General features: G+C 66.8%; 20 protein-coding genes. 16 read left to right on the plus strand and 4 right to left on the minus strand.

Going from position 1 to position 26238, the window contains the following annotated elements; all coding sequences use genetic code 11:
- Positions 1 to 101 precede the first annotated feature (101 nt).
- Positions 102 to 2846, plus strand: coding sequence for a TonB-dependent receptor (locus ETX26_RS10385; protein ID WP_404825313.1), 2745 nt, complete (start codon positions 102 to 104; stop codon positions 2844 to 2846).
- A 149-nt stretch (positions 2847 to 2995) separates the two neighbouring features.
- Here ETX26_RS10385 and ETX26_RS10390 read toward each other — a convergent pair whose 3' ends face one another.
- Entirely contained in the window at positions 2996 to 3661 is a 666-nt protein-coding gene (locus tag ETX26_RS10390; RefSeq protein ID WP_129524618.1) for a YggS family pyridoxal phosphate-dependent enzyme, read from the minus strand.
- Between the two features lies 1 nt (position 3662).
- Here ETX26_RS10390 and ETX26_RS10395 point away from each other — a divergent pair, with 1 nt between their 5' ends.
- Positions 3663 to 4229, plus strand: coding sequence for a thiamine phosphate synthase (locus ETX26_RS10395; protein ID WP_225425733.1), 567 nt, complete (start codon positions 3663 to 3665; stop codon positions 4227 to 4229).
- 147 nt (positions 4230 to 4376) lie between these two features.
- A complete protein-coding gene (locus ETX26_RS10400) occupies positions 4377 to 6722 on the plus strand; it encodes a DNA translocase FtsK (protein WP_129524620.1) in 2346 nt (781 codons plus the stop codon).
- A 6-nt stretch (positions 6723 to 6728) separates the two neighbouring features.
- On the opposite strand, the gene ETX26_RS10405 is transcribed toward ETX26_RS10400, so the two are convergent.
- Together ETX26_RS10405 and ald are read right to left on the minus strand one after the other, a co-directional pair.
- A complete protein-coding gene (locus tag ETX26_RS10405; protein WP_165271751.1) occupies positions 6729 to 8414 on the minus strand; it encodes a sensor domain-containing diguanylate cyclase in 1686 nt (561 codons plus the stop codon).
- Positions 8415 to 8529: 115 nt separating this feature from the next.
- A complete protein-coding gene (ald, locus tag ETX26_RS10410) occupies positions 8530 to 9645 on the minus strand; it encodes an alanine dehydrogenase (protein ID WP_129524622.1) in 1116 nt (371 codons plus the stop codon).
- Between the two features lie 190 nt (positions 9646 to 9835).
- Between ald and ETX26_RS10415 the strand changes: the two genes are divergently transcribed.
- The 6 genes from ETX26_RS10415 to ETX26_RS10440 all read left to right on the plus strand — a co-directional run bounded on the left by ETX26_RS10415 (position 9836) and on the right by ETX26_RS10440 (position 16558).
- Positions 9836 to 10879, plus strand: a complete 1044-nt coding sequence (locus ETX26_RS10415) for a substrate-binding domain-containing protein (protein WP_129524623.1) — start codon at positions 9836 to 9838, stop codon at positions 10877 to 10879.
- Between the two features lie 119 nt (positions 10880 to 10998).
- Entirely contained in the window at positions 10999 to 11865 is an 867-nt protein-coding gene (gene ku, locus ETX26_RS10420; RefSeq protein ID WP_129524624.1) for a non-homologous end joining protein Ku, read from the plus strand.
- Positions 11865 to 12359, plus strand: a complete 495-nt coding sequence (locus ETX26_RS10425) for an MgtC/SapB family protein (RefSeq protein ID WP_129524625.1) — start codon at positions 11865 to 11867, stop codon at positions 12357 to 12359. The genes ku and ETX26_RS10425 overlap by 1 nt, the downstream gene beginning before the upstream one ends.
- Positions 12346 to 14868 (plus strand): DNA ligase D, encoded by a 2523-nt coding sequence (gene ligD, locus ETX26_RS10430; protein WP_129524626.1) that lies wholly within the window; start codon positions 12346 to 12348, stop codon positions 14866 to 14868. The genes ETX26_RS10425 and ligD overlap by 14 nt, the downstream gene beginning before the upstream one ends.
- A 23-nt stretch (positions 14869 to 14891) precedes the next feature.
- A complete protein-coding gene (locus tag ETX26_RS10435; protein WP_129524627.1) occupies positions 14892 to 16043 on the plus strand; it encodes a DUF2157 domain-containing protein in 1152 nt (383 codons plus the stop codon).
- Positions 16040 to 16558 (plus strand): GDYXXLXY domain-containing protein, encoded by a 519-nt coding sequence (locus tag ETX26_RS10440; RefSeq protein WP_129524628.1) that lies wholly within the window; start codon positions 16040 to 16042, stop codon positions 16556 to 16558. The genes ETX26_RS10435 and ETX26_RS10440 overlap by 4 nt, the downstream gene beginning before the upstream one ends.
- A gap of 185 nt (positions 16559 to 16743) precedes the next feature.
- Here ETX26_RS10440 and ETX26_RS14320 read toward each other — a convergent pair whose 3' ends face one another.
- A complete protein-coding gene (locus ETX26_RS14320; protein WP_165271752.1) occupies positions 16744 to 16884 on the minus strand; it encodes a helix-turn-helix domain-containing protein in 141 nt (46 codons plus the stop codon).
- A gap of 89 nt (positions 16885 to 16973) precedes the next feature.
- On the opposite strand from ETX26_RS14320, the gene ETX26_RS10445 reads away from it, so the two are divergent.
- The 7 genes from ETX26_RS10445 to ETX26_RS10475 all read left to right on the plus strand — a co-directional run bounded on the left by ETX26_RS10445 (position 16974) and on the right by ETX26_RS10475 (position 26227).
- Positions 16974 to 18992, plus strand: coding sequence for a glycoside hydrolase family 97 protein (locus tag ETX26_RS10445; protein WP_129524629.1), 2019 nt, complete (start codon positions 16974 to 16976; stop codon positions 18990 to 18992).
- A gap of 245 nt (positions 18993 to 19237) precedes the next feature.
- Positions 19238 to 19858, plus strand: coding sequence for a CerR family C-terminal domain-containing protein (locus ETX26_RS10450; RefSeq protein WP_129524630.1), 621 nt, complete (start codon positions 19238 to 19240; stop codon positions 19856 to 19858).
- Entirely contained in the window at positions 19855 to 20859 is a 1005-nt protein-coding gene (locus tag ETX26_RS10455; protein WP_129524631.1) for an HlyD family efflux transporter periplasmic adaptor subunit, read from the plus strand. Before ETX26_RS10450 ends, ETX26_RS10455 begins: the two co-directional genes overlap by 4 nt.
- A gap of 4 nt (positions 20860 to 20863) precedes the next feature.
- Positions 20864 to 22591, plus strand: coding sequence for an ATP-binding cassette domain-containing protein (locus ETX26_RS10460; RefSeq protein ID WP_129524632.1), 1728 nt, complete (start codon positions 20864 to 20866; stop codon positions 22589 to 22591).
- Positions 22588 to 23709 (plus strand): ABC transporter permease, encoded by a 1122-nt coding sequence (locus ETX26_RS10465; protein WP_129524633.1) that lies wholly within the window; start codon positions 22588 to 22590, stop codon positions 23707 to 23709. The genes ETX26_RS10460 and ETX26_RS10465 overlap by 4 nt, the downstream gene beginning before the upstream one ends.
- Positions 23709 to 24815: an ABC transporter permease gene (locus ETX26_RS10470; protein ID WP_129524634.1), complete on the plus strand. Its 1107-nt coding sequence runs from the start codon at positions 23709 to 23711 to the stop codon at positions 24813 to 24815. Before ETX26_RS10465 ends, ETX26_RS10470 begins: the two co-directional genes overlap by 1 nt.
- Before the next feature lie 5 nt (positions 24816 to 24820).
- On the plus strand, positions 24821 to 26227 hold the full coding sequence (locus ETX26_RS10475) for an efflux transporter outer membrane subunit (RefSeq protein ID WP_404825288.1): 1407 nt from the start codon (positions 24821 to 24823) through the stop codon (positions 26225 to 26227).
- Positions 26228 to 26238: the final 11 nt, after the last annotated feature.

Below are 26238 nucleotides of genomic sequence, written 5' to 3' on the forward strand. Positions count from 1 at the left end.
AGCGGCGTAATTCGGCCGTTCGTGGAAACGATGTTTCCCCAGAGGGGCGTTCAAGTTAACGAAAGCGTCAAGTTTTGGTGGAGGAGAAAAACATGAAACGTATGGTATCCGTTCGTGCGCTTGCCCTTGCAGGCGTGAGCATCGCGTTGCTTCCCCAGGGTGCGCTGGCACAGGACGCCGACGCGCCGGAACCCGCCGCGGAAGCGCAGCCGGCGGCCGAGACGTCTGGCCCGGTCATCGTCGTCACCGCGCAGGGCCGCCAGCAGTCGCTGGCCGATGTTCCGGTCGCCGTCTCGGCCGTCTCCGGCGAGTTGCTGGAGAAGTCGGGCACGAACGACATTCGTGAACTGAACCAGGTTGCGCCTTCCCTGCTCGTTTCTTCCACCGGCAACGAGGCCAACGGCTCGGCGCGTATCCGCGGCATCGGCACGGTCGGCGACAACCCCGGCCTCGAAAGCTCGGTCGCAGTGTTCGTCGACGGCGTCTACCGCTCGCGCTCGGGCAACGCGCTGAGCGAGCTGGGCCCGATCGACCGGATCGAGATCCTGCGCGGCCCGCAAGGCACGCTGGGCGGCCGCAACGCTTCCGCCGGCCTGATCAGCATCTACACCGCCCCGCCCGAGTTCGAGACCAGCGGCTACGGCGCCTTCACCTACGGCAACTACGATGCGATCCGCGTCGAAGGCGGAATCAACGCGCCGCTCGGCCAGACGGTCGCGGCGCGCGTCGACGGCGTCTATTTCAAGCGCGACGGTTTCTACAACGACGTGAACAACGACACGACCGTCAACAATCGCGACCGCTATCTCGTGCGTGGGCAGTTGCTGTTCGAACCGAGCGATACGCTCAGCTTCCGCCTGATCGGCGACTACTCGAAGAAGGACGAGGCGTGCTGCGCCGCGACTTTCGTCCAGACCGATTTCGCACCGCTTGCGCGCCTGAGCGATGACTTGCCGCCCACTTCGGCCGAGGCGAAGTTCGACTATCCCGGGACCAGCACGCCGCCTCTGACGAGCACCGAGAACCCGATCATTCCGATCCTTCTCGCACTCGGTCAGGATCAGCGGGCGCTGACCCAGGGCACGTTCAACCGCGACATCTACGTCACCCCCGGGCGGAGCTACGCAGGCGAAACCGAAGACTACGGCATCTCGGGCGAGCTCAACTGGGAACTCGGGAACGTGTCGCTGACCTCGATCACCGCCTATCGCGAATATTCCAACACGCAGGGATCCGACACCGACTACACGCAGGTCGACATCCTCTATCGCGAGCCGGGCGAGTTCGCCGGAGCGCGGGCGTTCAAGACCTTCACGCAGGAATTGCGACTCCAGGGCAGTGCGTTCGACGACAGGCTCGACTGGCTGGTCGGCGGCTTCTACGCCAACGAGAAGCTGCAGGTGCGGGACAATCTCCGCTTCGGCGAAGACTACGGTGCGTTCGCGCCGTGCCGCGTGATCAACGCGATCAATCCGGCCCTGGCCGACCCGTCGTCAAGCGGATGTATCGGCGCCGGCGGCCGGGCGGTGCTGCTCGCGGCCAATGGAGGCGCGGGCGCCTTCGGGCCGGCAACGCCCCTCATTTTCGCCGGTCTCGACAATCTGGCACAGATCAACGACCTCGGGGGCACGGGCGACATCTACAATCAGAAGAGCGAGAACTTCGCGCTCTTCACCCATAACATCTTCCACATCACCGACACGGTCGATCTTACCCTGGGCCTTCGTTACACCAACGAGACCAAGGACTTCGATGCGACCTTCGGCAACGACAACGTCATCTGTCCGCAGAACCGCGCACTGCTCGGCGGTCTGTTGCAGGCCCCGGCTCTGGCCCCACTCGCCGGCGGCATCATTTCGTTGTCCTGCCAAGGCAACTCGAGCTCGGAACTCGATGGCGTTTCCCTGAGCGATACGCGCGACGAGGACGAGTTCACCGGTACTGCGGTGCTGAGCTGGAAGCCGACGCCCGACCTTCTGCTCTACGGCTCGTACTCGCGCGGCTACAAGGCCGGCGGCTTCAATCTCGACCGTTCGGCGCTTTCCAACCCCGTCCTGTTCGATCCGGATAACATCGACGTCAGCGCCCTTCAGTTCGACGAGGAAACGGTCGACGCGTTCGAGATCGGCGCCAAATACTCGACGCGCGAATTTGGACTGAGCGTCGCGGCGTTCCGGCAGGAGTTCTCGAACTTCCAGCTCAATACGTTCAACGGTTCGGTCTTTCTCGTCCAGAACATCAACGCCTGCTCCGACGACCTCGGCGGAGCGGATCGGGACGCCAGCCCGACGACCGGTGCCTGCGCGCCCGAGAACGTGCAGCCAGGCGTGATCGCGCAGGGCATCGAGATCGAGGGGTCGCTCAACCCGACGCGCGATCTCGCGTTCACGATGGGTCTGACCTATTCGGACACGAGCTACGAGGATAACCTGATCGGCGACGACAGCGGCGCACCGCTCGATCCGGCGCTGCGTCTCCTGCCCGGCGACAACATGTCGAACGCGCCGGAGTGGGTCGCGACCTCGTCGGTCTCGTGGACGCCGGAGCTCACGCCGGGCGGGCTGCGCGGTCTCGTGTTCTTCAACGCACGTCTCACCGACGACTACAACACCGGTTCGGACCTGCTCTACGGCAAGGAGCAGGACAGCTACGTCGTCGTGAACGGCCGGGTCGGCGTGACCAACATCGCGGGACGTTTCTCGGTCGAGGGCTGGGTGCAGAACCTGTTCGACAAGAACTACACTCAGGTCGCGTTCAACACGCCGTTCGTTGCCGAGCAGCAGACCTACTCGGCGTTCCTCGCCGAACCGCGGACCTACGGCATCACCGTGCGCGGCGAGTTCTGACGCGCTCCTCCCCTCCCGCTTGCGGGAGGGGCCGGGGGTGGGCTTGTGCATGGTGCGACAGCCCACCCCGCTGCGACTAGCCTCACCCCGGATCAAGTCCGGGGTGAGGACAAGTCTCGCTCCCCTCCCGCAAGCGGGAGGGGATTTTTCTAGGTGGACCGCGTACCGAACAAGGCCGTGCCCACCCGCACGTGGGTCGCGCCGAGCATGATGGCGGTCTCGTAATCGCTGCTCATTCCCATGCTGCGCCCGTCCAGCCCGTGGTCGCGGGCCAGCTTGTCGAGCAAGGCGAAGAACGGTGTCGGCTCGATCTCGAGGGGCGGAATGCACATCAGGCCGGCGACGGGAATATCGGCCTCGTCAGCCCGCTTCAGCAGTTGCGGCAGTTCGCCGATCGGACAGCCGCCCTTCTGTTCCTCGCTCCCGATGTTCACCTGGACGAAGCACGGCACGCGCTTGCCTGCCCTGTTCATCGCCCGGGCCAGCGCCTTCACGAGACTGGGCCGGTCGAGCGAATGGATGACGTCGAACAGCGCCACCGCATCGTCCGCCTTGTTTGACTGAAGCTGCCCCACCAGGTGAAGCTCCACCCCGGGGTATGCCTCCAGCAGTGCAGGCCACTTGGCCTGTGCTTCCTGCACGCGGTTCTCGCCGAACGCCCGCTGCCTCTGCCGCAGCAGCGGTTCGATGGCTTCGGCCGGGTGCGTCTTGCTCACCGCGACGAGCGTGACGTCGTCCGGCTCGCGCCGCGCCACCTTGCACGCCTTCGCGATGTTCGCGCGGACCTGTTCGAGCGGGGTCTCTGGGTTTTCCATCGTGCCGCGCTATAGCGTCCACGTGCCCCGACGCCAGACCCGTCCTGCCCCGCTGCCCGACCTGTGGCTGCTCTCCGACGCGCGCAACGATGCGCGGCTCGAGCAGGCGCTGCGTGCGCTGCCACGCGGCTCGGGGTTCGTTTTTCGCCACTATCACCTCGCATCCGATGCCCGGCGGCGGCGGTTCGACGAGCTGGCGCGGGTCGCACGGGAATACGGGCACGCGGCGGTCCTTTCGGGCAACCCCGCCGACGCGGAACGCTGGGGCGCGGACGGCCTCTACGGCCCGGCCGGCGGCATCGGACCCCGCGGGCCGAGGCTGCGGATCGCCACCGCGCACGACCGGGCCGAGATCGAAGCAGCCAATGCGATCGGCGCCGACGCCGTGATGCTCTCGCCCGTCTTCGCCACACGCTCGCACCCGGATGCGCCGGCGCTGGGCCCGGAGCGATTTCGCACGCTGGCGGCGCTTGCCGCAATGCCCGTGATCGCGCTGGGCGGGATGAGCCCGGCGCGCGCCCAGGAACTCGGCTGGCCGCGGTGGGGCGCGATTGACGGCCTTTCCTGACCGGTAAAGCAGACGAAGAGCGGGGGCTTCTTCCCTCTTGACAAAACGAACCATATCGGTTAAATGAGCGTTCTACCGCAGGATTCTTGACGCAGGAGTCCGCTCGGGCGCATGATGCCCGCGTTCACGGGAAGTAGGGGAACGACGATGGCCACCCGTGCAATCGGGAAATCGCCAACAGCCGACTGGCGCGCTGCGCTACGGCGCTCGCTGCGACGCGCCGCGCAGATGGCGGGGGCGGCGGTGCTGTTCGCGGCCGCCGTGTTCCTCACGCTGTCGCTGGTCAGCTATACGCATACCGACCCGAGCCCCTCGACGGCCGCGTCCGGCACGGACATCGCCAACTGGATGGGCGTGAGCGGTGCCTGGGTGGCGGAGCGCGTGCTCCTGCTGTTCGGCCTGAGCGCGGTCCTGCTGCTGCCACTGCTCTACGTCGGCGCGCGCAAGTTGTGGCGCGACGTCGAGGAGGAAGACCGAGACACCGACACGCACTGGCTGCGCCCGGTCGCGATGCTGCTGCTGGCGATGATCCTGATCTCCACCGTGCTCGCACTCGCGTTCGAGGGCCCCCGCTGGTCCCTGCCGGCCTCACCCGGGGGGATCGCCGGCCTGATCGGTGCCAGGGCCGCCGGCGCGATCGCGGCCCTGCTGCCGGAGGGCGCGCGCGGATGGGCCGTCCTCGGCATCGCTCTGGCGAGCCTCGCGCTCGGCGTCGCGCTGCTGACGCGTGTGTTCGCGATCGACTGGCGCGCATTGCTGACCTTGCCGATGTTCCTCAAGCGCGCGCCTTCCCTGCCGCAGCGGGACATCCCGTTCCTGCCCAGGCAGCGGCGGCAGGCGAAGGCCAAGCCGGACGTCGAGGCGCAACCCGAAGCGGACGGGCCCGCCACACCGGCGCGCCGCAGTCCGGAAATCGCCGAGCGCACGGCGCCGCCGAGGAAGGCTCCCCTCGCCAAGGACAAGCAGCGCGACATGTTCGCCGCCTACGAGCTCCCCAGCCTCGACATCCTTGAGGAGCCGCCCGTCGACAAGGGTCCCAAGCTCGACAAGCTCGCGCTCGAGCGCAATGCCCGCCTGCTGGAGACGGTGCTCGACGATTTCAACGTCAAGGGCGAGATCGTGGCGGTGCGCACCGGCCCGGTGGTGACGATGTACGAGCTCGAGCCGGCTCCCGGCATCAAAGCCAGCCGCGTGGTGGGCCTGGCCGAGGACATCGCTCGCAACATGAGCGCGATCAGCGCCCGCGTCTCCCCCATACCCGGCAAGACGGTGATGGGCATCGAACTGCCTAATGCGCACCGTCAGATAGTGGCGTTCAAGGAACTCGCCGCGTGCGAGGCCTTCGCGAATGCCAAGGGCAACCTGCCCATCATCCTGGGGAAGGACATCGCGGGCGAGCCGATCGTCGCCGACCTGGCCGCGATGCCGCACCTGCTGGTCGCGGGCACCACCGGCTCGGGCAAATCGGTCGGCCTCAACTGCATCCTGCTCAGCCTGCTCTATCGTTTCACGCCCGACGAATGCCGCCTGATCCTGATCGATCCCAAGGTGCTCGAGCTCAAGAGCTACGACGACATCCCGCACCTGCTCTCCCCGGTCGTGACCGAACCGCACAAGTCGGTTCGGGCGCTGAAGTGGGCGGTCGAGGAGATGGAGCGGCGCTACCGCATGATGAGCTCGATCAACTCGCGCAACATCAACTCGTTCAACGAACGGGTGAAGGCCGCGATCGCCAAGGGCAAGCCCCTCGGCCGCCGAGTGCAGACCGGGTTCGACCCCGAAACGGGCGAGGAGCTCTACGAGGAAGAGCAGCTCGATTACGCGCCGCTGCCGCAGATCGTGCTGATCGTCGACGAACTCGCCGACCTCATGGTCACCGTCGGCAAGGAGATCGAGGTACTGATCCAGCGCCTCAGCCAGAAAAGCCGCGCCGCGGGCATTCACCTGATCATGGCGACCCAGCGCCCCTCGGTCGACGTGATCACCGGCGTGATCAAGGCCAATCTGCCGACCCGGATCAGCTTCAACGTCACCAGCCGCATCGACAGCCGCACGATCCTGGGCGAGCAGGGCGCCGAGCAGCTGCTCGGCAAGGGCGACATGCTCTACAAGCCCTCCAGCGGTGCCATGGTGCGCGTTCACGGGCCGTTCGTGTCGGACGAGGAAGTCGAGGCGGTCGCCGATCACTGGCGCACGCAGGGCAAGCCCGAGTACGTCGACGCCGTCACCGAAGAGCCGGAGGACGGTGGCTTCAGCTTCGACGACGAGCTGACCGCGAGCGACAACCCGGAAGAGCGCAAGTACCGCCAGGCATGCCAGATCGTGTTCGAGAACCAGAAGGCGAGCGGATCGTGGCTCCAGCGCCAGATGGGCGTCGGTTACAATACCGCCGCGAAATGGATCGAGCGGATGGAGGAGGAAGGGCTGGTCGGCCCCGCCAACCACGTCGGTCGCCGGGAAATCTATCGCGACCGCGACGGCAATCCGCTCTAGCGCCGCTCACGCCGCGGCGGTGCCGCGCGTGGTGCGCGGACCGCCGGAGCCGAACAGCGTCAGGCGTTCATGCATCGTGCGGTTACGGCCTGCTTCCTTCGCTTCGTAGAGCAGCATGTCGGCGCGCGCGTAGAGGTCGGCGAAGGTCGTGCCTTCGAGCCCCTCTCGCGGCATCTCGATCACCCCCATGCTGGCGGTGACGGGTGCCTCGAGCCCCTCCACCTCGGCCGCGACGCGCTGCGTGATCGCGCGGCGGAGGTGTTCGGCGCGCTCGCGGGCTCTCAGCCCCCGTAACAGCAGCATGAACTCCTCGCCGCCGAGCCGCAAAGCGATCGCATGCCGATCGCCGTCTGCACGAAGCACTTGTGCGCAGACGCGCAGCACGTGATCGCCGACCTGGTGGCCGTGCCTGTCATTCACACGCTTGAAGTGGTCCAGGTCGATCAGCGCCATGGTGTCGAAGCCCTGGCGCTGGAGCTCGGCGAAACGGGCTTCAATCGCGCGACGGTTGAGCAGTCCGGTGAGCGGATCGCGCTCGGCCATCTGCTCCATCGCGAGCGACTGCGCACGGGCACGGTCGCGCTCGTGCTTGAGGATCATGAAGCGGTCGGCCGCACCGAGCGAGGTCACGACCAGCTGGAACGCGACTGCCGCGCTGAAGGCGAAGATCTGATCCTGCGGCACATCGCCGAAACCAACGTTGGTGAGGATTCGCTGGAGCGAGACCGCCCAGAGCGGCATGCAGGCGACGAGCTGATAGCGCGCCGCGCGGCTACCGCGCACGATCGCCTGGGCCAGCGCAACACAGAACAGCGCGATCAGCGGCAGGAAGGCCAGGTAGAAGATGTCCGAGCCATGCTCGCGAAGGGCGGGGATTCTGCTCATCTGGGCAAGCGACGTCACCACGGTAACCCCGGCGAAGTAGCGCAAGAGCCGCCGTGTGCGTTCGGGGAGGCATCCCTTCTCGAACAGGTCCGCCGCGAAGATCGCGGCGGCTCCCACGCCAATGCAGGAGGTCAGCGGCAGGAGGAACGAGACCTGCGTCAACGTCAGGTCGGCGAGATGCAGGACCAGTCCTGACGAGACGAGCGTCAACGCCAGCATCCCCAGAACGGATGTCAGGTGCCAAAGCAGGAACGGCGCCTTGAGAATGCGGTAGAAGGCGAGGTCGAACAGCAGCGGCATGCAGAGAAGCCCGCAGATCGCCGCGAGCGCGAGCATGGTTTCGTAAGGCCAGCGCACTTCGTCGACCGAGGCAACGAGGCGGGCGTCCGACACGAGCGGCGCAGCCCAGCCGTCGTCCATCGCGACCACGATGTGATCGGACCTGTCGGTCACCTCCGGCAGCGGCAGCACGAAGTTCAGGCCGCTGCCGATCAGTTCCGCCTCGTCCATCGTATACCGGGCGCTGCGCACCGTGCCCCCACGATCGACCACGGATATCTCGATACGGCCGAAGCTGCCCGCGCGGGTGGTGAAAAAGGCCGGATGCGGGCCACTCCGTGGAAGGTCGAAACGGAGCAGCACGCGGGGTGCGCGAAAGTCGGCGATGCGCCCGTCACAGAACCAGTGCGGTTCGGGCGATCCGGTTCGGGCGGAGGCGGCCGGCAGGGCCGCGGTCGCCTGACACGAAGGAGCGATGGGCCGGGCCTGCGCTTCGGGAACGGTGCACAGCACGACCGTAACGGCCATGACCGCCAGAAGCCCCCGAAGCGCACGTCCAAGCATATCGCGCGCCGTAGGCAACAAAGATTAGTGGGGTCTTAAACGCGCTGCGGATCAGTCGTGCCGGGACCGGCAGCCCATCTCAGGCCAGCACCTCGTCGATCGGCCGGTACTCGTATCCCAGCTCATCCGCCACCGCCTTGTAGGTCACCTGGCCGGCATGGACATTCAGCCCCGCCGCGAGATGCGCGTCACGGCGCATGGCCTCCTTCCAACCGAGCTCGGCGATACTGAGTGCATGCGGCAGCGTGACATTGTTGAGCGCGTAAGTGCTCGTCCGGGCCACAGCACCGGGCATGTTGGCGACGCAGTAGTGCACCACGTCATCGATCACGTAAGTAGGGTCGGCATGCGTGGTCGGGTGGCTCGTCTCGAAGCAGCCGCCCTGGTCGATGGCGACATCGACCAGCACCGCGCCAGGCTGCATGCACTTGAGCATCTCGCGCGTCACAAGCTTCGGCGCAGCCGCGCCCGGGATCAGTACCGCGCCGATCACCAGGTCTGCCTCGCAGACCGCTTCCTCCAGATTCGCCTTGTTCGAGAAGCGCGTCTTGGCGCGGCTTTCGAAGTGGATGCCGACGCGTTCGAGCACCGCAGGATCGCGGTCGAGAATGGTCGTGTCCGCCCCCAGTCCCACGGCCATCTGCGCTGCGTTGAAGCCGACTACGCCGCCGCCGATGACGAGGACCTTGGCCGGAAGCACCCCCGGTACGCCGCCGAGCAGTACCCCTCGCCCGCCGTGCGCCTTCTCCAGCGCGGTGGCGCCTGCCTGGATGCTCATGCGCCCCGCGACCTGGCTCATCGGCTTCAGCAGCGGGAGCGAACCGTTGGGACCGGTCACCGTTTCGTAGGCGATCGCGGTCACCCCGCTCGCGACGAGGTCGGCTGTCTGCGGCGGATCAGGTGCGAGGTGGAGGTATGTATAGAGTATCTGCCCCTGGCGCAGCCGTGCGCGCTCCTCCGCCTGGGGCTCCTTGACCTTCACGACCATTTCGCACTCGGCGAATATCGCATCGGGGCCGTCCTTTATGACGGCGCCAGCCTGACGATACTCGGCATCGTCGGCACCGATGCCGTTCCCCGCGCCGCTTTCGATCCAGACCTCGTGTCCATGCGCAACGAGCTCGCGCGCGCTTTCCGGAGTGAGGCCGACACGGTATTCATGGTTCTTGATTTCGGTGGGACAGCCAATGCGCATGGGCGAACTCCTCTTTACCGACACCGTTACGCCTGTAACTACCGCGCCGCACGCTGTCTGCCCCGATCTAAATGATCGCTGTCCGCCAATGGGTGCCATCATGTAGATCGATTGGCGCTACAATTGTCATGGACTTGTCACATACCGCCCATATCGGCGATGCCATCCTGGAGCCTCGAGGGGTAAGAATATGCGTTCCACCGTTTCCATCTGCCTTGCCGCCGCGGCGGCGCTTTCGCTTGCCGCCTGCGACGCGCCGGGCGGCGGAGGCACGCGCGACTCGATCCGCGCTGTCGGCTCGTCGACCGTCTATCCGTTCGCCAAGGTGGTCGCGGAGAATTTCGCCCGCTCGCATCCCGACTTCAAGTCGCCGTTGATCGAGTCGACCGGCTCCGGCGGCGGCATCGCCCTGTTTTGCGAAGGGGTCGGCCCCAACACGCCAGATATCGCCAACGCTTCGCGCCGGATGACGAAGAGCGAGTTCGATACCTGTCAGGCCAATGGGGTGGAGGACGTCATCGAGCTGCAGGTCGGTCTTGACGGGATCGCATTCGCCTCCGCGCAGGGTGGGATCATGATGAATCTGACGCCCGAGATCGTGTACAAGGCGATCGCCGCGCAACCCTACGGCGAAGAGCAGACCGCCCGGACCTGGGCAGACGTCGACCCGTCGCTCCCCGACGAGCCGATCCTGGTCTACGGCCCCCCTTCCACCTCGGGCACGCGGGACGCGCTCAAGGAGCTGATTCTCGAGGTCGGCTGTGACGCCGATCCGGCGATGGAGCAGCTCAAGGAAACCGACGAGGATCGCCACGCGCAGATCTGCACGGAAGTCCGCTCCGACGGCGCCTATGTCGACCAGGGCGAGCAGGACAACCTGATCGTCCAGAAGATCGGCAACAACCCGAAGGCGGTCGGTGTGTTCGGCTACTCCTACCTCGAAGAGAACGCCGGCAAGGTCCAGGGCCTGCCGATGAACGGGGTCGAGCCGACCTATGAGAACATCTCGAGCTTCCGGTATCCCGGGGCGCGCCCGCTCTACGTCTACGTGAAGAAGGCGCATCTCGATGCGATCCCGGGCCTCAAGGAGTTCATCGCCGAGTGGACGCGCAGCTGGGGCGCGGACGGCCCGCTTGCAAAGATCGGCCTCGTCCCCTCACCCGATGATGCGATGGCCGCCAACCTCGAAGCGGCGACGGAGTACACCGCGATAACCGGCAACGAGCTGGAATAGCGCCCAGCCGCGCGAGCTGAGCGAAGGGCGCCGCCTCCTCGGGTGCGGCGCCCTTTTTTCATGCGCGGAAACGAATCTCCGCCCCAAGCGCTGAATCGGCGCGAAAGGGGACAAGAACGATGGCGGCACGCGCCTATTGGCAGGGGCAGATCAGACTGGCGCTGGTCTCGATACCCGTCGAAGTCTATGCCGCGACCAAGAGCGGCGCCTCGATATCCTTCCGCCAGATTCACGAACCGAGCGGCAAGCCGATCAAGTACGAGAAGGTCGTGCAGGGCATCGGTCCGATCGATCGCGACGATATCGTCAAGGGCTATGAAATCTCGAAGGGCAACTATGTCCTGCTCGAGGAAGAGGAAATCGAAGCCGTCAGGATCGAGAGTCGCAAGACGCTCGAGCTCGTTCAGTTCGTCGAGGCCGACGAGATCGACGTGTTCTACTTCGAGAAACCCTACTTCGTCGTCCCGCAGGACGAACTGGCGGAGGAAGCTTTCGTCGTGCTGCGCGAGGCACTGCGGCAGAAGAAGAAGGTCGCACTCGGCCAGCTGTCGGTGCGCGGGCGCGAGACGCTCGTCAGCCTGAAGCCGTGCGGCAAAGGCATCGTGCTCGAGACGCTGCGCTACGAGGACGAGGTGCGCCGCGCGCAGACCTACTTCAAGGACATTCCCGACAGCAAGCCGGACAAGGAAATGCTGGAGCTTGCCGGCGCGCTGATCGACAAGAAGAGCGCACCCTTCGATGCGGGTGAATTCCGCGACCGCTATGTCGATGCGATCCGTAAGCTGATCGACAAGAAGGCCAAGGCGAAGGGCAAGCAGGTTCTGGAGGATGTGGAAGAACCGGCGCCCTCCGGCGAATCGAATGTCATCGATCTGATGGCTGCACTCAAGAAATCGGTGAAGGAGGAAAGGCCGGCCAAGAAGAGTTCCGCCAAGAAGACCTCGGCGAAGAAGGCGTCCGCCGGCAAGACGAGGAAACGCGCCTGATGGACCTCAACGCCCCCGTTCTGATCCACTGGATGGATTGGGATCTTCTGTCGCGCCTCGGCGCAGCGGCGATCCTCGGCGTGCTGCTGGGCCTCGACCGCGAGATGCGGGGACACGCGGCCGGCATGCGCACGCACGCGCTGATCTGCTTTGCCGCGGCGGCGATGACCGTTTCGATAATTGCGCTCTACGGCCAGCTCGGAGGCTTGAGGATGGACCCGCTGCGCATATTCGAGGCGACCGGTTCTTTCGTCGGCATCATCGGCGCAGGCCTGATCGTTTTCAGCAGGGGCCGGGTGCACAACCTGACGACTGCCGCGCACTTGTGGGTCGCGGCAGTGATCGGCATCGCCTGCGGCGCAGCACAGTGGCCCCTCGTTGCCATCGCTGCGCTCGTCAGCCTCGTGCTGCTGACGCTGCTGCGGCTGGTGGAGGACAAGGACGACGATCGCGTGATTGGCCGGAGATCGGAGGCACGCGATGGCGAAGCGTGACCCGCTAGCCGAGTACAACCGCAAGCGCGATTTCGGCAGAACGGCCGAGCCAGCGGGCAAGCGCGAGAGCAGCGCGCGGGGGGATCGCTTCATCGTCCAGAAGCACGATGCGACGCGGCTCCACTGGGACTTCAGGCTGGAGGCGGACGGCGTGCTCAAGTCCTGGGCCGTGACCAAGGGACCTTCGCCGGACCCCGACATCAAGCGGCTGGCGGTCCGGACCGAGGATCACCCCATGTCCTACGCGGAATTCGAAGGCACGATCCCCAAGGGCGAATATGGCGGCGGCACCGTGATGCTGTGGGATCGGGGAATCTGGGAGCCGGTCGAAGGCAAGAGCTGGAAGGACATCGACAAGGGCCACCTTCACTTCACGCTCAAGGGCGAGCGCATGAACGGCGAATGGCTGCTCGTGCGCATGAAGAAGCGCCCGGGCGAGAAACGCGAGAACTGGCTGCTGCGCAAAGTGGCCGACGAACATGCCGAAGAAGGCGATCCGCTGGTCGAGCGGGAGTTGACCAGCGTTCTCACCGGCCGCTCGATGGCGGAGATCGCCGCCGACGTGAAAGGCGAGCACTCGCTGAAGGGCAAGAAAGGCAAGGCTTTCGCCAGCGAAATGGAGAAGGCGGCGAAGCACAATGTCCGCAAGGCCAAGCCGAAGCGCAAGACCGCCCCCGGCAAGCCGCCGAAATTCCGCCCGCCCCAACTCGCCACGCTGGTCGATGCGGTGCCGACGGGCAACGGCTGGATGCACGAGATCAAGTTCGACGGCTACCGCGCGCTCATCGCCGCGGCGGGGAAGGACGTGCGGGTCTATACCCGCAGCGGCAAGGACTGGAGCGACAAGTTCGCACCGCTGGTCGCGAAGTTCACGGCGCTGGACCTGCCTTCCTGCCTGATCGACGGCGAGATCGTCGCTTACGGGAAAGACGGCAATCCCGATTTCTCGTCGCTTCAGAAAGTGCTCAAGCGCGGGCACGGCTCGCAAGGGAAAGACGACGCGCTCACCTTCCACGCCTTCGACCTCCTCGAAGTCGAGGGGGAGGACCTCGCCAAACTGCCCAATATCGAGCGCAAGGAACGGCTCGAGGCGCTGCTCAGGGACGCCGAGCCGCCGATCCATGTCGCCGACCACGTCATCGGCGCGGGCGAGAAGCTCTACCGCGCGATGTGCCAGGCCAAGCAGGAGGGAATCATCTCCAAGGCGGTCGATGCCCCCTATCGCGGGACACGCACGCGCAACTGGGTGAAGGTCAAGTGCACGTTGCGCCAGGAATTCGTGATCATCGGCTGGAAGAAGTCGAGCGCGAAGGCACGGCCGTTCTCCTCGCTCCTGCTGGCGCAGCATGAAGATGGCGAACTCGTCTACAAGGGCAACGTCGGCACCGGCTTCAACCAGGACATGCTGGCGGACTTGGCGGCAAAGATGGCGCGGCTGGTTCGCAAGACGCCACCTGCGGAAGTGGATAGAGTTTCCGCACGCGGCGTGACCTGGCTGACCCCCAAGCTGGTCGCCGAGATCGCATTCGCCGAATTCACCGCCGAAGGAAACGTCCGCCACGCGAGCTTCATCGATCTGAGAAGCGACAAGCCTGCGGAGCAGGTGACGCCGGAAGAGCCGGACGATGCCCCCCAGGAGGATGCCGCGGATGAGGTGAAGATCTCCAGCCGCAAGCGTGTGATCTTCCCCGACAGCGGGCAGACCAAGGGCGATCTCGCCGACTATTACGCCAGCATCGCGCCGCTGATGCTTCCCTTCGCGGCGTTCCGCCCGGTCAGCCTCGTGCGCTGCCCCCAGGGACGGGCGCGGAAGTGCTTTTTCCAGAAGCACGATTCCGGATCGTTCGGGGAGCACGTCCACCACGTGCCGATCGCCGAGAAGAAAGGCGGGACCGAGGACTACCTCTATATCGAAGATGCCGCGGGCCTGCTCGCCTGCGTGCAGATGGGCACGATCGAGTTCCACGGCTGGGGCGCCCGCAGCACCGAGGTGGAGGAACCCGATCGGATGGTGTTCGATCTCGATCCCGACGAAGGGCTCGATTTCGGCGACGTGAAGCAGGCCGCGAAGGACATTCGCAAGAAGCTCGCGGACCTCGGCCTCACCAGCTTCGCGATGCTTTCCGGCGGCAAGGGCGTGCACGTCGTGGTCCCCCTCACCCCCGGCCATTCGTGGGAGGAGCACAAGGACTTCTCCAAGCGCTTCGCCGAAGCGATGAGCATGGCCGAGCCCGAACGCTTCGTTGCCACGATGAGCAAGGCCAAGCGCAAGGGGAAGATCTTCATCGACTATCTGCGCAACCAGCGGGGCAGCACGGCCGTCGTCCCCTACTCCGCCCGCGCGCGGGCAGGCGCGCCGGTCGCCGTGCCGATCTCCTGGAAGGAACTGAACGACTTCGCGAATGCGCAGCCGTTCTCGATCTCCGATGCGAAGACGCTTCACAAGCGGGCGGAATCGAAAGCGCTCGCCGGCTGGGGCTTCGCCGAACAGCGCTTGCCCGATATCTGAACCCGAAGTAGCGTCACTTCCGGATGATCGAACGCAAACTCGCCGCCTGGCAGGAGGCCGGGCTGATCGATGCCGGAACGACGGCGTCGATCCGCGCCTACGAGGCGGAGCATTCGCGGCCTCTCGCACTGTGGGCCGTGGTTGGGATCGGCGCGCTGGCGATCGGACTGGGCCTCGTCTCGGTCGTTGCCGCCAACTGGGAGGCGATACCCGGAGCGGTGCGGCTCGCCGTCCATTTCGTGCTGCTGGCGGTGCTTGCCGCCGCGCTCTGGTGGCGGGGCGAGGCGCTGCTGTCGCAGCGGCCCTGGGCACATGAGGCCCTGCTCTTCGTGTTCGCGGTGCTCGGGCTCACGTTTTTCGGACACCTCGGCCAGGTCTATCAGACGAGTTCACCGCTATGGCAGCCGCTAGCGCTGTGGCTCGCACTGTTCGCGCCAGTGATCCTGCTGCGCGGATCGAGCTGGCTTGCCGCAGCGCTGCTCGCCGTCGTGCTCGCCTACGCTTGCTGGGATTTTGCGGACCCGACGCGGCCCCTGTTCGGCTTCGAGCGGGAGGAACGGCCTGCGCTCGTTCTGGGCCTTGCGACCGCGGTGCCCGTGCTGCTCGCACCGTTGGGTGCCTGGATGCGCGGGCGCAGCACGCGGCGCGATTTCTGGCGCCGCCTGGAACAGCTCGGCTTCGCCTATGCGCTAGGCAGCGCCTCGCTAGTCGCAGCCGCCAGCGGTCTCGACGACTTCGACAGCGACACCGAGCGCTTCCTCGCACTCGGGACGCAGGTCGTGCAGGCCGCCATCGGCCTCGGCGCAGCCGTGCTGGTGTTCATCGCAAAGCGTAGCCCCTCGGGACGTGCCGCGGCTTGCGTCATCGGCGGGGCAGCGCTCGTGCTGGTCGCCGCTCATCTTGTCGACGGGAGCATGCTCGGCGGCGCAATCCTGTTCATGGCGCTGTGGGTCGGCGTCGCGCTCGCGGCACTCCATGCCGGGTGGCGGCGGATTTTCCAGCTCGCCGTCGCGGCAATCGCGGTGCGTCTGGTGATCCTCAGCTTCGAGCTTGCGAGCGATCTGCTGACCAGCGGCGCGGGGCTGATCGTTGCGGGGCTGCTGATCCTCGCCGTGGCGTGGGTTGCGGTGCGCGTCTCGCGCCGGCTCGCTCCGCCTGAGGAGAGCACGCCATGAACCGCCGCCTCGCCCTGACGCTGGCGTTGGCGCTCCCGCTCGCCGGCTTGGCCACAAGCTGGGCAACGACGCACCGAGCGGCACAGCAGGGCACCGAATGGCTCGTCCCGATCGGCGGCTACGACCCGCGCGACCTGCTGCGCGGCCATTATGTGATCTACACCTATGATTGGCCGGGTCTCGAAGGCGGGTCGGTCGACCTCGCGGGCGAGCCGGTGTTATGTCTGGAGGGGCAGGCTCCCGATCTGGCGCGCGTATATTTGCCCGAAGGGGAGCCTTGCGAGCATCCCGTCCGCGCGAGCGGCGGATGGAATGATCCGGAAGGCGGACTGGCAAGCGGGCGTCTTTATGTCTCGCAGGAACGCGCTGCGGAGCTTCAACGCCGGCTCGCGGATTCCAAGCTGCAGGGCATCGTCCGCATTCGTGTGCGCGAGGATGGACACCTGACGCCGCTCGATATCACGTTTCACCCTCGCCCGGCCGACGCCGAGGCTCCGGTCGAGCCAAACCCTTAAGCCGCTCGCGCGCGGCCGCGACGATCCGCCGCTTCCCCGTGTCGCTTGCCGCCGGACAGCCCGTCACGCTCTGGCGATCCATCGGTATCACGGTGCGGGAGGAGCGGGGCCGCGGCGGGTGGCGGGGTCGCACTGTCGCGGTGGCGGCGGAAAAGTCTCACCGGCCGGACCTGGACGTGTTCCCGCTAGGCAGGTCCGGCGCCGTGAGGCTCCGTGTGCCGCGGCAGGCCGGCGGCAACCACGGCCGCGGCGAGCATGAAGGCAGTGGAGATCGACACCCCTGCCAGTTTGGCGATATCCTCCAGCCTCGTATTTCGCCCGGCCATTATGCAAATTTTGCTGCAAACATTTTCATGAGCCGAATTGCGCAGCGTCGCCCCCGTTTTGCAACCCGGTTTTTTCAGGGAGCCTAGCCATGCTTGGACGTCTGATTGCTCTCCTCGCCCTCTTCTCCGCCGCGCCGGCCTGTGCCGAGGTCGTGGCCGAGGTAACCTCACCCGGCGAGGTGCTGACCGTGGAGATCGACATCAACCCGGCGGGCCACGCCACGTATTCGGTGGAGCGCAATGGCGAAGCGGTGATCGAGCCCTCGCGGCTCGGGTTTCTCTTCACCGACGCCAAGAAACTCGACCGCTACTTCAAGCTGGGCGGCACATGGACGCGGAGTTTCGACGAGACCTGGGAGCAGCCCTGGGGCGAGCGCCGCTTCGTTCGCAACCGCTACAACGAGCTGCGCGTCCGCCTGACGGAGCGGTCGCACGCGCAGCGCAGCGTGGACGTGGTTTTCCGCGTCTATGACGACGGTGTCGGCTTCCGCTACGAATTCCCCGAACAGGCCTCGCTCGAGACCGTCAATGTCGCGGAGGAGCTGACCGAGTTCGTGATCGCCGATCCCGGCACGGCGTGGTGGATCCCCGCCGGCGAGTGGAACCGCTACGAATATCTCTATCACGAAACGGCACTGAACGAGGTCACACAGGCACACACGCCGATCACCATCCGTACCGAGGACGGGCTGCATATCTCCTTCCACGAAGCGGCGCTGGTCGACTATTCCGGAATGTGGTTCCGCCGGGTCGAGGACCGCCGCTTCCGTGCCGAACTTGCCCCCTCATCCGACGGCGCAAAGGTCAGCCGCACTGCCCCTTTCAACACGCCGTGGCGGACCATCCAGATTTCGGAGACGGCGGGCGGCCTTGCCGAATCCAACCTGATCCTCAACCTCAACGAGCCGAACAGGCTTGGCGACGTTTCCTGGGTTGAGCCGTACAAGTATGTCGGCGTCTGGTGGGGCATGCATCTCGATGTCGAGAGCTGGGGATCGGGGCCCAAGCATGGCGCCACGACCGAGAACGTGAAGCGCTACATCGACTTCGCGGCCGAGCACGGGTTGCGCGGCGTTCTCGTCGAAGGATGGAACGAGGGCTGGGACGGCGACTGGTACAACAACGGCGCGATCTTCAGCTTTACCAGGCCCTATCCCGATTTCGACATCGAGGAGCTGGCTGCTTACGCCCGAAACAAGGGCGTGCGACTGATCGGCCACCACGAGACCTCCGGGCACGTTGCCAATTACGAAGGCCAGCTGGAGGATGCGCTCGACCTCTACGCGCGGCTCGGGATCGACTCGATCAAGACCGGCTATGTGGCCGATGCGGGCGGCATTCAGACGCTCGGACCCGCTGGCGAGATCCGCTTCGAGTGGCACGACGGGCAGTTGATGTCCAACCACCATCTGAAAGTGGTGAAGGAAGCGGCCGAGCGGCACATCGCAGTCAACCCGCACGAGCCGATCAAGGACACGGGCCTCCGCCGCACCTACCCCAACTGGGTTTCGCGTGAAGGCGCCCGCGGCATGGAGTACAATGCCTGGGGCGATCCGCCGAATGACCCCGCACACGTGCCCGAGCTCGTCTTCACCCGCATGCTGTCGGGGCCGATGGACTACACCCCTGGCATCCTCAGCCTCCAGGGCCGCGGCCAAAAGCTGCAGTCGACTACCGCGCGGCAGCTTGCGCTCTACGTCGTCATCTACAGCCCGATCCAGATGGCCGCCGACCTGCCGGAGAACTACGAGAAGCACCTGCCGGCGTTCCAGTTTATCAAGGACGTGCCGGTCGACTGGGCCGACAGCCGCGTGCTCAACGGCGAGATCGGCGACTACGTGACATTCGCCCGCAAGGACCGAAACAGCGAGGACTGGTATCTCGGCGCCGTCACCAACGAGGAGCCGCGCGAACTTGAGGTCAGGCTCGACTTTCTCGACCCGGGCCGCACCTACAAGGCGCAGATCTACCGCGACGGTCCCGCCGCCGACTGGAAGACCAACGGCCACGATATCGTCATCGAAGAACGCGAGGTCCGAGCCCGCGATGTTCTGACACTGCGGCTTGCCTCGGGAGGAGGACAGGCGATCCGCTTCGTCGCCGAGTGAGGTTCGCGGGCATTAATCGCAGGCGCTCGAGCCCCTCTTCTGCGGAAGAGGGGCCGGCCCTCGGCTCAGCTTACGGCCTGGGCGCCTCCAGCACTTCATCGCTCGTTTCCACGAACGCTTCGGCATGACCCAGCGTCAGTATCGCCGCACAGCGCAGGCGCGGTAGCTTATTCAAACCACCTAAGAACACCCTCCGTCGAACGTTCCCGCTTTTCTTGTTCGTTCGAACGAACTAGAAGCGGCTCATGGCCATGCCCTCGATTCTCGAAGCCGCTATCGATCAATTCGGCCGCAAGGGCTTTGAGGGGGCGAGCACCCGGGCGATCGCTGCGGCTGCCGGAACGACGATGTCGTCGATCACCTATCATTTCGGCAGCAAGCACGGGCTCTATCTGGCCGCTGCGGACCATATCGCGCAGCGCATCGCGGAAATGCAGGCGCCGACCGTGGAGCGGATGCGGGAGCTGGCCGACGGCTCGCGCGAAGGCGCCATCGCCGCGCTGCTGGGCCTCTTCGACAGCTTCGCCCTGATGATGCTCTGCGCGGAATCGGCGCCCTGGGCGCGGTTCATCCTGCGCGAACAGCAGGAGCCGACCGAGGCGTTCGAGCGGCTCTACGGCGGCGTGATGCGCCGTATGTCCGAACAGGTGGTCGAGTGGCTGCGCCTCGCCCGGCCCGACCTCTCGGAACGCGAGGCGCGCGCCACTGCCATCCTGATGTTCGGTCAGACAATGATCCTGCGCGCCGGCCGCGCAACGGTCTGTCGGGTGATCGGCGTGGAGGTCATCGACGACGATGTCGCCGCGTTGCTGCGGGCCCGTCTGCGCAGCAATCTGCTCGCCACCCTGCGGGAGGAACCCACATGAACCGCCGCCGCCTTATCGCCATTGCAGCGCTTCTCGCCGTCGTCGTCGTAGCGATCGCGACCCGCGGGTTCGGTCTGCTGGGAAGCGACCACGACGATACGCTGACGCTCTACGGCAACGTCGACGTGCGCGAAGTCGATCTGGCTTTCCGCGTTCCCGGCCGGATCGACAGCATCGCGGTCGAGGAAGGGGCGAAGGTCAAGCGCGGGCAGCGCCTCGCCGCGCTCGACACCGCGAGCCTCGATGCGCAGATCGCGCGCGCCGATGCCGATGTCGCCCGGGCCGAGGCCGAGCTCGCCCGCCTGACCAACGGCAGCAGGCCGCAGGAAATCGCCCAGACCCGCGCGCAGCTCGCCGCGGCGCAGGCCGCTCTCGTCAACGCGGAGCGCGACTATGCGCGGCGCGAGCCACTCGTCGAGCCTGGCGCGATCAGCGCGGCCATCTGGGCCCAAACCGTCGCCGCCCGCGACCAGGCGCGGGCCCAGGTGGCCGAGGCACGCCAGGCGCTCTCGCTCGCACAGGATGGCGCCCGCGCCGAAGACATCCGTGCCGCCGGCGCCCAGGTCGCGGCCGCCCGCGCGGCGCGCCAGAGCGCATCCGTCGACCGCGGGGACGGGATCCTGACTGCCTCGGTCGACGGCACCGTCGTCACCCGCGCACGCGAACCCGGCGCCATCGTCCAGCCGGGCGAGACCGTGCTCACGCTGTCGATCGACCGCCCCCTGCGCGTCCGTGCCTATGTCGGCGAACCGGATCTCAGCCGGGTGCGGCCGGGCATGCGCGTGACCATCAAGGCCGACGGCAATCCCAAGACCTATCAGGGCACGGTCGGCTACATCTCGCCCCGCAGCGAGTTCACGCCCAAATCGGTCGAGACCGAGGACTTGCGCACCGACCTCGTCTACCGCCTGCGCATCAATGTCGAGGACGCCGACGACGCGTTGCGGCAGGGCCAGCCGGTGACGGTGACTATCCCCACAGCCGCCGCCGCGGAGGACTGATCCGGTGAGCGCGGCCGTCGCCAGCGCGAAGGGGGTGGTCAAGCGCTTCGAAGGCGTGACGGCGCTCGACGGCGTGGCGATCGACGTCGCGCCGGGCCGGATCACGGGGCTGGTCGGCCCCGACGGCGCGGGCAAGACCACGCTGATCCGCATCCTCGCCGGGCTGATGGAGGCCGACGAGGGCGAGATCGCGGTGCTCGGTGGGCCGCCCGGCGCCGCGCTCGACGATCTCGGCTACATGCCGCAGCGCTTCGGCCTCTACGAGGATCTGACGGTCGCCGAGAACCTCACGCTCTACGCCGAACTGCGCGGTCTGCCGCGCGACGAGCGGCAGCCGGTGTTCGAGCGGCTGCTGGACTTCACCGATCTCAAGCGGTTCCAGGCCCGCCTCGCCGGCAAGCTCTCAGGCGGCATGAAGCAGAAGCTCGGCCTCGCCTGCGCGCTGGTGAAGACCCCCAAGCTGCTCCTGCTCGACGAGCCGGGCGTCGGCGTGGACCCGATCTCGCGCCACGAGCTCTGGGCCATGGTCGGCGAGCTCACCGCCGAAGGCATCGGCGTACTGTGGTCGACCGCCTATCTCGACGAGGCCGAGAAGTGCGACACCGTCTATCTGCTGAGCGAAGGCACATTGCTGTTCGAAGGGCCACCGGGCGACCTGACCGGCCCGGTCGCCGATCGCGTCATCCGGGTGACCGGGTTCGAGGCGCGGCGACGGCAGTTCCTGACCGAGGCGCTCGACCGCGAGGACGTGATCGACGGGACGATCCAGGGCCGCTCGGTGCGGCTTCTGATCCGCGATGGCCGCGAGACGCCCGATGCCGCCACGCTCGACGCGGGGCCGGATACGCAGGTCGAGCCGGCCGGCCCGCGTTTCGAGGATGGCTTCATCGAACGGCTCGGCGGCGGCCCTCGCGGCACCAGTGCGCTGGCCGAACGCTATCGTGAAATTCCCCCCAGCGACACGCCAATGATCGAGGCGAATGGGCTGACCCGCCGCTTCGGCGATTTCACCGCCGCGCGTGACATGAATTTCTCGATCCCGCGCGGTCAGATCTTCGGCCTGCTCGGCCCCAACGGCGCGGGCAAGTCGACCACCTTCAAGATGCTGTGCGGCCTGCTGACGCCGAGCGAAGGCACCGGCGCCGTGGCCGGAAACGACCTGCGGCGCGCGGCCGCCGACGCCCGCGCCTCACTCGGTTACATGGCGCAGAAGTTCTCGCTCTATGGCGATCTGTCGGTGCGGCAGAATCTCGATTTCTTCGCCGGCGCCTATGACCTCGGCCGCAGCGAGGCGGCGCAGGCGATCGAGGCGATGACCGAGATCTTCGACCTCGGCGAACGGATGAACGTCAACGCCGGCACGCTCCCGCTCGGCTTCAAGCAGCGCCTCGCGCTCGCCTGCGCGGTCATGCACGAGCCGCCGGTCCTGTTCCTCGACGAGCCGACATCGGGCGTCGACCCGGTGACGCGGCGCGAATTCTGGACCCATATCAACGGCCTCGTCGAGAAGGGCGTGACCGTGCTCGTCACCACGCACTTCATGGACGAGGCCGAGTACTGCGACGAGGTCACGCTGATCTATCGCGCGGAGCAGATCGCCAGCGGCACGCCCGATGCGCTCAAGGCCAGGGCCGCGGAGCTCTCCGGCGCAGCCGATCCGACGATGGAAGACGCGTTCATCGCGCTGATCGAGGACAGCGACCGCGCGCGCGAGCTGGAGGCGGCGGCATGAGCGCAAACTTCGACCGCCGCCGGCTGATCGCCCTGTCGGCCAAGGAATTCGCGCAGATCATGCGCGATCCCTCCACCTTCCTGATCGCCTTCCTGCTGCCGCTGATCCTACTGTTCCTGTTCGGCTACGCGGTGTCGCTCGATTCGTCCCGCACGCGGATCGCATTGGTAGTGGAGGACAGTTCCGCGCAGGCGCTCGACCTCGCCAGCGCCTATGCCCATTCGGACTATTTCGAGGTGATCCCGGCGCGCAGCGTGGCCCAGGTGCGGGATACCCTGATCGACGGGACCGCGCGCGCCATCATCGTCATCCCGCAGGGCTTCGGCGAAGGCATGGTCGCGGGCACACCGCCCCCGATCCAGATCGTGACCGACGGATCGCAGCCCAATACCGCCAACTTTGCCGCCGCTTACGGGGAGGGCGTGCGGGCGGCATGGATGGCGGCGGAGACCGGGCAAGGGCGGGCTGCACCGCCGATCACCCTGTCGCCCCGCTACTGGTACAATCCGGGCCTGCAGAGCCGCTATTTCCTCGTGCCCGGCTCGATCGCCATCGTGATGACGATGATCGGCACCTTGCTGACCGCGCTGGTGGTCGCGCGCGAATGGGAACGGGGCACGATGGAAGCGATGATGGCGACGCCGATGCGGATGGCCGAATTCATCGCCAGCAAGGTCGTGCCCTATTTCCTGCTCGGCATCGGGTCGATGGCGCTGTGCACGCTGATCGCGGTGTTCGTGTTCGGCGTGCCGTTCCGGGGGTCGCCCTTCGCGCTCGCCGCGATCGCGGCCGCGTTCCTGATGCCTGCGCTGGGGCTCGGCCTGTTCATCTCGGCGGCGACCAAGAACCAGTTCGTCGCCAGCCAGATCGCGCTGCTCACCGCCTTTCTGCCGACCTTCCTCCTCTCCGGCTTTCTCTACGAGATCGCGTCGATGCCCTGGCCGATCCAGGCGCTGACCTACATCGTGCCAGCGCGTTATCTGATCCCGCCCCTGCAGACGGTGTTTCTGGCCGGCGATCTGTGGGGCCTGATCCTGCCCAATATCGCGATCATGCTGGGCTTCGGCGCGCTGTTCTTCTTCCTCTCCTTCCGGGTGACGAAGCGGAGCCTCGACTGATGCGCCGCCTGTCCGCCATGATCGTCAAGGAGATGTGGGCGCTGCTGCGCGATCCGAAGTCGCGCATCGTGCTGGTGGTTCCGCCGCTGCTGCAGCTCTTCATCTTCTCCTATGCGACCACCCTGGACGTAAAGAACGTCGACGTCGCGGTGCTCGACCGTTCCGGCGGGGTCCATGCGGCGGAGTTCATGGCGCGGGTCGCAGGCAGCCCCAGTTTCCGCGACATCCGCCGCCTGTCCTCCACCGACGAGCTCGAGCAGGCAATCGACGGGCAGGAGGTGATCGCAGCCCTCGTGTTCGACCCCGATTTCGACGCCCGGGTCACGCGCGGTGAGCCCGCCACGATCGGCGTGGTGCTGGACGGGCGGCGTTCGAACGCGGCGCAGATCGTGTCCGGCTATCTCAGCGCCATCGCCGGCGGCTACGGGGCCGAGCTGCTGCCGCGCCGGGCGGCGGAGGCCGGCACCGCCGGATCGGTCGTCACCAACTGGTACAATCCCAGCCTCGACTACATCTGGTTCACCCTCCCCTCGCTGGTCGCGATCATCGTCGCGGTGGCGGGTATCGCCATCACCTCGCAGAGCGTGGCACGCGAACGGGAGCTCGGAACGTTCGACCAGCTCATGGTCTCGCCCTTGCGGGTCCACGAAATCCTGATCGGCAAGATGGTGCCGCCGTTCCTCGTCGGCATGTTCAACGGGTCGCTCTATCTGGTCATCGCGCCGCTGGTGTTCGGCGTGCCGTTCACCGGATCGTACCTGCTCTTCTTCCTCGCGCTGGCGGTCTATCTGCTCGCGCTGATCGGCGTCGGCATGCTGGTGTCGGCGGCCTCCGCGACCCAGCAGCAGGCCTTTCTCGGATCGTTCCTTGCGACCGTTCCGCTGATCCTGCTGTCGGGCTATGCCGCGCCGATCGACAATATGCCGGGCTGGCTCCAGACCGTCACTTATGCCGATCCGGCGCGCTATTTCCTGATCCTCGTCCAGGGCCTGTTCCTCAAGGCGATGCCTGCCGCACAGGTGTTCCAACAGCTCTGGCCGCTCGTCGTGATCGCCTGCGCGACTCTGGCCGCATCGGCCTGGCTGTTCCGCGCCCGCATGGAGTGATGCTCGTGACCGCTCGTATTCTCCCTCTCGCCGCGCTTCTTCTCGCCGGTTGCACCGTCGGCCCCGATTACGCGCCGCCGCAGACCGCGGTCGCACCCGAGTGGGTCGAGGGCGGCATTCCCGGCGAGGTCGATCTGGAATGGTGGCGCGGGTTCGGCGACCCGCAGCTCACCGCGCTGATCGAGCGCGCTTTCGCCGAAGGCCCCGATCTCGCCGAAGCGACCGCCCGCCTCGCCGAAGCGCGCGCCAACCGCGACGCGGCGGCAGGCGGGCGCTTACCTGCGGTCAGCGCCACCGGCTCAGCCACCGAGAACATCCTGAGCGAGGAAGGCCAGTTGCCGGTCGGCCAGATCCCGGGTTTCGAGCGCGATTTCCCGCTGTTCGATCTCGGCTTCGACGCGAGCTGGGAAATCGACCTGTGGGGCCGCCGCACACGCGAGGTCGAGGCGGCCGAGGCACGCGCGGACGCGGCGCGCGCCGGACGGCGCGAGGTCATGCTGACGCTCGCCGCCGAAGTCGCGCGGAACTATCTCGATCTGCGCGCGGCGCAGGCGGATACGGCGACCCTGGAGGCGCTTGCCGAGACCGATGCCGAGGCCGAACGGCTGACCCGCCTGCGGGTCGCGGCGGGCGAGGACCCGCATGATGCGCTCGACAGGGCGGCAGCAGCAGCGCAGGCGAGCGACGCCGCAGTCGCCGCCGCCCAAGCGCAGGCGACGGCGGCCGCCTACCGCATCGCGGTTCTCGTCGGCAGCCATCCGGAGGATATGGCGCCGCTGCTCTCCCGGCCCGCCCCTTTACCCGCGGGCCCACAGGTCATCGCCGCCGGTATCCGCTCGGACCTGCTGACTCGCCGACCCGACGTCCGCACGGCCGAACGCCGCCTCGCGGCCGCCACTGCCGACATCGGCGTCGCGACCGCCGACCTGTTTCCCCGCTTCTCGCTGCTCGGCAGCATTGGCCAGCAGGCGCGGAGCGTGGACGATCTGTTCACGGATGGAGCGACGCGGCTGCAGGTGGGCCCAAGCCTGTCCTGGCCGATCTTCGCGGGCGGCACGATCCGCGCCCGCATCCGCGCGGCCGATGCCCGGGCGAAAGCCGCCGCGGCAGTCTACGAGAAAGCGGTGCTGACCGCCCTCGCCGACAGCGAAACCGCGCTCAATCGCTTCGCCACCGCGCAGGCCGCGGCGGACGCCCAGGCCGCCGCGCTGGAGCGTCAGGAGAGCGCGCTGGCGCTTGCAAGACTGCGCGCCGCGTCGGGCGAGACGGATCGCCTTGCGCTGGCGCAAAGCCGCCGCGCCATGCTCAACCATGCACGGGCTGCCACCGACGCCCGGCGCGAGCGCGCGCAGGCCGCGGTGGCACTATTCAAGGCGCTCGGCGGCGGGTGGAGGGATCCGCCGGAAACCTGAAGGGGGAGCAC

The organism is Pelagerythrobacter rhizovicinus, from assembly GCF_004135625.1.
In the GTDB taxonomy this organism is placed as follows: domain Bacteria; phylum Pseudomonadota; class Alphaproteobacteria; order Sphingomonadales; family Sphingomonadaceae; genus Pelagerythrobacter; species Pelagerythrobacter rhizovicinus.